General features: G+C 42.3%; 10 protein-coding genes. 2 read left to right on the forward strand and 8 right to left on the reverse strand.

Translation table 11 applies throughout. The features are described 5' to 3' along the window. Positions 1 to 85: 85 nt before the first annotated feature. The 8 genes from AC1QQ2_RS13495 to AC1QQ2_RS13530 form a co-directional block, all read right to left on the reverse strand. Positions 86 to 502 carry a hypothetical protein gene (locus AC1QQ2_RS13495; RefSeq protein ID WP_479713507.1) on the reverse strand — a complete coding sequence of 139 codons (417 nt, stop codon included), beginning with the start codon at positions 500 to 502 and terminating at the stop codon, positions 86 to 88. A gap of 161 nt (positions 503 to 663) precedes the next feature. Continuing rightward, positions 664 to 831 (reverse strand): hypothetical protein, encoded by a 168-nt coding sequence (locus AC1QQ2_RS13500; RefSeq protein WP_479713508.1) that lies wholly within the window; start codon positions 829 to 831, stop codon positions 664 to 666. Beyond that, positions 828 to 968 carry a hypothetical protein gene (locus AC1QQ2_RS13505; RefSeq protein WP_479713509.1) on the reverse strand — a complete coding sequence of 47 codons (141 nt, stop codon included), beginning with the start codon at positions 966 to 968 and terminating at the stop codon, positions 828 to 830. Before AC1QQ2_RS13505 ends, AC1QQ2_RS13500 begins: the two co-directional genes overlap by 4 nt. A 420-nt stretch (positions 969 to 1388) precedes the next feature. Next, positions 1389 to 1586 (reverse strand): hypothetical protein, encoded by a 198-nt coding sequence (locus tag AC1QQ2_RS13510; protein ID WP_479713510.1) that lies wholly within the window; start codon positions 1584 to 1586, stop codon positions 1389 to 1391. 512 nt (positions 1587 to 2098) lie between these two features. Beyond that, the gene (locus AC1QQ2_RS13515) at positions 2099 to 2716 is read right to left on the reverse strand and encodes a polyphosphate kinase 2 family protein (protein ID WP_479713511.1); all 618 of its coding nucleotides are present in this window, start codon (positions 2714 to 2716) and stop codon (positions 2099 to 2101) included. Continuing rightward, on the reverse strand, positions 2709 to 3431 hold the full coding sequence (locus tag AC1QQ2_RS13520) for a hypothetical protein (protein WP_479713512.1): 723 nt from the start codon (positions 3429 to 3431) through the stop codon (positions 2709 to 2711). Before AC1QQ2_RS13520 ends, AC1QQ2_RS13515 begins: the two co-directional genes overlap by 8 nt. Beyond that, entirely contained in the window at positions 3431 to 3910 is a 480-nt protein-coding gene (locus AC1QQ2_RS13525; protein ID WP_479713513.1) for a hypothetical protein, read from the reverse strand. Before AC1QQ2_RS13525 ends, AC1QQ2_RS13520 begins: the two co-directional genes overlap by 1 nt. Positions 3911 to 4076: 166 nt before the next feature. Then, positions 4077 to 4394, reverse strand: a complete 318-nt coding sequence (locus tag AC1QQ2_RS13530; RefSeq protein ID WP_479713514.1) for a hypothetical protein — start codon at positions 4392 to 4394, stop codon at positions 4077 to 4079. A gap of 355 nt (positions 4395 to 4749) precedes the next feature. On the opposite strand from AC1QQ2_RS13530, the gene AC1QQ2_RS13535 reads away from it, so the two are divergent. Beyond that, the gene (locus AC1QQ2_RS13535) at positions 4750 to 5391 is read left to right on the forward strand and encodes a hypothetical protein (protein ID WP_479713515.1); all 642 of its coding nucleotides are present in this window, start codon (positions 4750 to 4752) and stop codon (positions 5389 to 5391) included. Between the two features lie 86 nt (positions 5392 to 5477). Beyond that, positions 5478 to 5906 (forward strand): hypothetical protein, encoded by a 429-nt coding sequence (locus AC1QQ2_RS13540; protein ID WP_479713516.1) that lies wholly within the window; start codon positions 5478 to 5480, stop codon positions 5904 to 5906. Positions 5907 to 5986: the final 80 nt, after the last annotated feature.

Raw genomic sequence — 5986 nt, forward strand, 5'->3', positions numbered from 1 at the left:
GTCTCCTTTTTTCAGTATGTGTATATTATACTAAACTTTCTTAAAATTGTCAAGAATTTTTTTCAACACATAAGAAAAAACCCTCCTAAGAGGGCTTCATCACTTGTTTAAAAAGCAACTCTTCCATAGCGTATGCTTCTTTCTCCCAGGGAGCATCAAGATATGCTAGGTCATCACTGTCCATCGTTCCGTCATACCAAACCATAGCGGGTTCATAGCGAAGCTTTCCACTTCGAAACTGTGCTACATGAACCATCTCATGCATTGCAGTCTTCATCATTGCATCAATACCTTCAGGATTGTAGTACATTCTAATTGTGTACTCTTTCAATCGCTCCTGTTCCGTCAACCCAACATAAGTGCTATGGGCAGGGAGAAACTTTACCATCACTCTTGTTTTGTTCTTTACCTCCAGTACATTCCAAGCATATATCATTGATTGTATACACGCTTCTAACTCATGCTTATTCCATTCTTTACTAATTACTTCCAATTCTAGCATGTCGGTCCTGTAGCATTCTATAAACTTCTGGGTGGTTGTAGGCTGCATCTCCTAACAATGCCATGAGTCTACCACATATCTCAGCATAGTTAGTATAGCCTTCCTGGTTTGCTTTCCATTTCTTTACTAATTCAGTGATTAGGTCATCACAGTCTTTCATACTAGTCATCGGCTATCCACTCCTGATATCGTGTCCAAAGATCAGTGTATTCGTTTACTTCCATCATATCTTTTACTTCATCTTCGCTCATGTACTTAATACAAGCGATTAAAACTTCTCTGTTGTTTAACCAGCCTTCGTCGACTAACTCAAGTAAATTGTCTCTCATTCTTCCTCCTCCCACTCTTCTACTTCCACATCTTCGTATCCTAGCTCTTCCCAGTAATCTGCTACTGCCAGGGCATTTTCTTTGTTGTAGAAGGTTTCATGAGCACCTCCTGTCCAGACAACATACTTTGTCTTCATAAATTTTCTTCCTTTTTTAAGAATGTATATATTATACTAAAGTTCTACCACTTCGTCAAGATATATTTGAGGCATGGACGGGCAGGGAACGCACCCTAATTCCGGGGGCCGACGCGGGGTTTTTGTCAACTGTTTTTTGCTACCATTGGCCAAAATTATCTCGAATTATCCGTCATATGGGTAATTTTTCAAAAAATTACTCATATTTGCTTCAATATGTGTAAAAAGTCAACTTTTTTACACATATCGACCCCGCCGGGGTCTCTGCGGGGTCACAAAGTGTTGCGGGGTCACACAAGACCTGCCCCGCCGAATTAAATTGTACAAAATTAAAAAAAGACTTGACAAACCCCGTGGAGGTTTGCTATAATCGGCGCCGCCCACCATTTTGTATCGTTTTTCGACTTTGCACTTTCGGCGCTAATAATTAATTCCAAATTCCTCTGCATATTCTGCAAATGTCTTTAATTTCTGCATATGGGCAGCTCTTTTCTTCACTGAGTCTAAAGACCTGCCCAGGGCTTGCGCAATCTCACTGTATTGAGCTCCTGTCACCCTTAGTTCTACCAGGCGATACTCGTCTTCAAGCTCCCACCTTTTCCATACTTTCTTTTCCATAGGTACTTCCTCCTATTTATAATTTTAACACTTGGCACCTTGAGTGTCAAGATATATTTTTGCACCAGGTGTAAAGATTTGTTTGACAACAAATTGTCACGGGGTCGTTATAAAGACCTGCCCTTTCGGGACTAATTTCACCGAATGTCAAAAAAAGACTTGACAAACCCCGCTCGGTTTGGTACAATGGCGCGGGCAACACCATCGTAATTCCACTTCGCTTTCGCACTGGCGCCCGCGCGCCAAAATTTTAATAAAATCAAGGGCTTGGGCGATTTTTTTGCGAGCGCGATGTTCCACGTGAAACATGGGTTCTGGAATGGGTGTTATAAATCGGCGCGCCAAATGAGAATGATTCTCATTTGGGATTTGGCGGACAAAAAAAATCCGCCTGGCATTTTATGTGCGAGACGGATTTTCTGGAATGTGTGTTTTAGAATGAAAGTAAAAAACCGATTGGTAAATAAAATGCCATACCAAAAACGAAAAGGAAAAGTAAGCCAGTGAAAAAGTTATTGTCCATTTTTGAGTTCCTGAATTAATCGTTCCAATAAAGCGAGTCGCCCTGCCCGTTTGTCATTGTAGTCAATTACAATCCAATCAGTGCCGATCGCATCTTCTTTCGCAAGTGTCATGCGATCGAAAGAGTCGAGCGCGAGTTTATCGTTAGCGGAAAATTTCCAGTAAACGAGAGGCGATTTTTTTCGCTCGTTTAATCGTGCCGCCTGTTCTTCTTTCGATATTGAAAGATAGAATTTAATAATGCGCGTTCCAGTTTGTTGTTCCCAATCGCAAACATTCGCTAGAAAATTTTGCGCTTGTTTCTCGCTACACCATGCATTCACGCGCTGTACCAATGCGCGAGAGTACCATGAGCGATCGAAGAATCTAACCTGCCCGCGCTGTGGTAACCGTTTATTCCAATAACCGAACCAATTTTTCATTGCTCGCTTAGTAGGCTTTTTTGAATGCTCAATTGAGAATAGATTAGGTGGCAGATATTTCGTGAGCATTTTAATTGTGCCGCTCTTTCCTGCCGAATCCCTGCCCTCAAAAACAATAGCGAGCGAGTCGCTATTGTTCTCAACCAAGCGGTTTAATTCCGCTAGTAATTTTTTCGTGCTAGGCATTAACAATTCTCCAAGGCATTGCAGATTTTTTGTTGTAGGGAATTTTTGCGCCAGTAGCAAAGCATCGCGCTAGAATTTCGGTCTCGATAATCGCATCGCTCAAAGCGGTATGATCTTCGATGAATCCCCAATCACCCGCGCAAAAGCGATATGCATATTCTGCCCCTGTGCGTATATTGCCTGCCTCGCTAACCCAGCCTTTTTCTTTTGCTAGGTCTTTATAGAGTCGAGTATTAAGTTTCGTCTCGCAAACAAATTGCCAAATGCAAAGCTGGTCAAGCGCATAAGGTAATATCTTATCAGTATAACCTAGTGATGCATGAGTGTTACGCATTGCGCGATTATCAAATGGCAGATTATAAGCGGCAATAATATCAACGCCATAATCGAAAATATCGGCTCGCATTGTTTCGATGATTGTTGACCAAGGCGTCAATTGAATTTCACCGCTCTGTAGCATGGGGGCATAATGAGAGAAAAGTTTCTCTGCATAAAATGCGCCCATCATCTTTTTTGCATCGGTAAAAATTTCTTCGACAAGCCAATTGCGAGAGAGTAAAATTTTTCCGTCTTTATGAGCGAGAGTGTAGCCGATATCGTAAACCGAACCAGTGAGATCGGCTGTTTCGGTATCGAGTACCATGATTATTTTCTTGCGAAGATCGGGCGATTTTTGCCCCTTGTAATGCGCTGCTCTCGTGATTTCAAAAACCATTATAGTGACTCCCTAACATTGCAGGCTGTTGCGTTATTTACCATTATACCCGATGCAGAGAGCAAGTCGATGACCTCTAGATTGTCGTCAAACATTTCGCATCGTGAAGCGAACCCGCGCCAAGAGAGCGAGAGATTAGTAGCAAGCTCGTATAGCTTGCAGAATTTCATCATCGCATCGCCGCGCTTGTCACCTTCTGTGCGTGAGATCATAAATTCATAACGCAAATTGTGCGATTTTAAGAAGTCGATATCTGCTTCGCCGATAACGCGAGCGGTACAAACGATGATGAAATTGTCGCGGATATCTTGAACAGCTCGCCAGTGATTCGCAAGCGGTAGTAGAGTATCGGCGAAAATTTTCTCGCGTGTGCAATTCTCGCGCCAGTGATTGAGATTAATTGAACCATCGGCTCGCGTGAGTTTGCGATGATCGCTGTTGATGATAGTGCCGTCAAGATCGAAGATAGTAAAAATCATGATAAATAACCTATAATTCCAATAATATTAAGCGCGATTAGATTGTAAGTCCTAGTGCGAGTCGCTTGTAGTGTGAGAAGGCTCAATCCTACCGCTGCTAATGTTTTTCCTTCGGGTGTCTCGATGATGAAAGGTGCAACGGCAAGAGCCGCTGCACCAATCCAATCTAAGAGCCTGAGAGTGAGTCGAGCAAGTTCGCCAAGCTCTGAGCGGTAGCCTTCTCTAGCCCGCTCAATTTGGCGTTGGTCTTTTTTGCAATTGCATCAACCAATTGCGTTTTTGTCGCGCCTTTTGCGCGCTTAGCAGCGGGTGCTTTGGCGATATATTCTATGCCTTCCGCTTTCGCCTTCGCGATGATTGATTGCGTAGAAACCGACACGCCTTTAAAAGCCTTGTCTGTAGCGATTAACGCTTTAACAGAATCGAGGTTAAGAGGAGCGGCTTTGACCATAGCGCCAAGCATTTCTTTTGTGTAGTCTGTCATAGTATTCTCCAATAAGAATGATTATCATTTAGGTTTAGTGAGAGGCTCTCGCCTAGTCAGTAAGTACATTCTAGCAAATTGAGCGGAAAGTGCAAGTATTATTTTGTATCAATTTTGCGTGTTTCTGTGTTTCCGTTCAGCCAGGTAAGCATAGCAAATTGAGCGAAGAATTGTAATGAAAAAAATCGATAGTAAATATAATTTTCGCATAAAAAAACGATCGTTCCGCAAGTCACATAAAATGCCAGGAGGGGGCGGTAATGAGACTCATTCTCATTTAGAGCGGCTGCGCTCCCCCGCACGTACAACTTTATAAAATTTCAAAAAGGCTTTTTCAGAGCAAATTGTTGCGGGATTGCAAAAAATTATTGACAATTTCAAAAAATTGAAGTATAATACTTGTATGAAAATATTAATTGGATGTGAATTTTCCGGCGTTGTTCGTGATTGTTTCTTGGCAATGGGTCATGAGGCCATCTCGTGCGACTTACTACCAACAGAAGCTCCCGGCCCTCATATTGTCGACGATGTGGTAAAAGTTTTGTATGAAAATTCGTGGGATATGGCAATTTTACATCCACCCTGTACCTATCTAGCGGCCTCGGGACTACATTGGAACAAGCGACAACCAGAGCGCGCTCTCAAAACCGAGGAAAGTTTAAAATTTATCGAAAAGTTGTGGAAAGCTCCTGTAAAACATATGTGTATCGAGAATCCTGTAGGATGTATTAGTACTCGACTTGATTTTATGCCCAAGCCTCAATATGTACAACCCTATGATTTTGGAGAAGATGCTTCAAAGAAGACAGGTTTATGGCTTCGAAACTTACCTGCCCTAGTTTCTAGCGAATATGTCGAACCCCGCTGGGTGGACGGCAAGCCCCGTTGGGCAAATCAGTCCGATACTGGGCAATCGCGACTTGGTGGTGGTTCTGGGCACGAACGTTCCGTTACTTATTTTGGAATCGCAGCAGCAATGGCTTTACAGTGGGGATAGAAAAAAACTTCTTGACTTTGCAGCTTCGTTACTTTATACTACTTGTACTGTGATATTCTTCACAAGCGGTATGAAGAGATACTTTCATGTTAGCCGAGTTAGCCGCTGCGAATGCCGCCTTTGCAATTATAAAGCAGACAATCGCAAACGGTAAAGAAATTTATGACGCTGGCAGTGCCGCGTCTTCATACTTTGACAATAAAAACAAAATACAAAAGAAACTGAACTCAAAAGGAAATCGTTCTGACATTGAGGAATTTTTTGCGCTTGAGAAAATTAAAGAACAAGAGAAAGAACTACAGCAGTTAATGATATATGTTGGTCGCCCCGGACTTTGGGATGATTGGTTAAAGTTTCAGTCCGAAGCAAAACGAGAGCGAGAAAGACAACAACTGCTACGACAGAAAGCTGCGATGGAAAGAGCAGAGCAATTAAAGCAATTAGCCTTCATTTTTACTGTAGGACTTTTTGTAGTTTCTGCCATGGTCGGCGGTTTATTTATAATGTTGCTATGATGCACTTATTTCTACTCTTTGTTCTAGTAAATGGCGAAGTGGAGTCGGCAGATATGTATTTTCGTTCGATTGATACTTGT

The organism is Aestuarium sp. (genome assembly GCF_023253315.1).
Lineage (GTDB): Bacteria > Pseudomonadota > Alphaproteobacteria > Rhodobacterales > Rhodobacteraceae > Marivivens > Marivivens donghaensis.

Bases quoted from the DNA above. Each gene is read 5' to 3' on its own strand.
- AC1QQ2_RS13495 (WP_479713507.1), bottom strand. From the start codon at position 502: ATGCTAGAATTGGAAGTAATTAGTAAAGAATGGAATAAGCATGAGTTA.
- AC1QQ2_RS13500 (WP_479713508.1), bottom strand. From the start codon at position 831: ATGAGAGACAATTTACTTGAGTTAGTCGACGAAGGCTGGTTAAACAAC.
- AC1QQ2_RS13505 (WP_479713509.1), bottom strand. From the start codon at position 968: ATGAAGACAAAGTATGTTGTCTGGACAGGAGGTGCTCATGAAACCTTC.
- AC1QQ2_RS13510 (WP_479713510.1), bottom strand. From the start codon at position 1,586: ATGGAAAAGAAAGTATGGAAAAGGTGGGAGCTTGAAGACGAGTATCGC.
- AC1QQ2_RS13515 (WP_479713511.1), bottom strand. From the start codon at position 2,716: ATGCCTAGCACGAAAAAATTACTAGCGGAATTAAACCGCTTGGTTGAG.
- AC1QQ2_RS13520 (WP_479713512.1), bottom strand. From the start codon at position 3,431: ATGGTTTTTGAAATCACGAGAGCAGCGCATTACAAGGGGCAAAAATCG.
- AC1QQ2_RS13525 (WP_479713513.1), bottom strand. From the start codon at position 3,910: ATGATTTTTACTATCTTCGATCTTGACGGCACTATCATCAACAGCGAT.
- AC1QQ2_RS13530 (WP_479713514.1), bottom strand. From the start codon at position 4,394: ATGACAGACTACACAAAAGAAATGCTTGGCGCTATGGTCAAAGCCGCT.
- AC1QQ2_RS13540 (WP_479713516.1), top strand. From the start codon at position 5,478: ATGTTAGCCGAGTTAGCCGCTGCGAATGCCGCCTTTGCAATTATAAAG.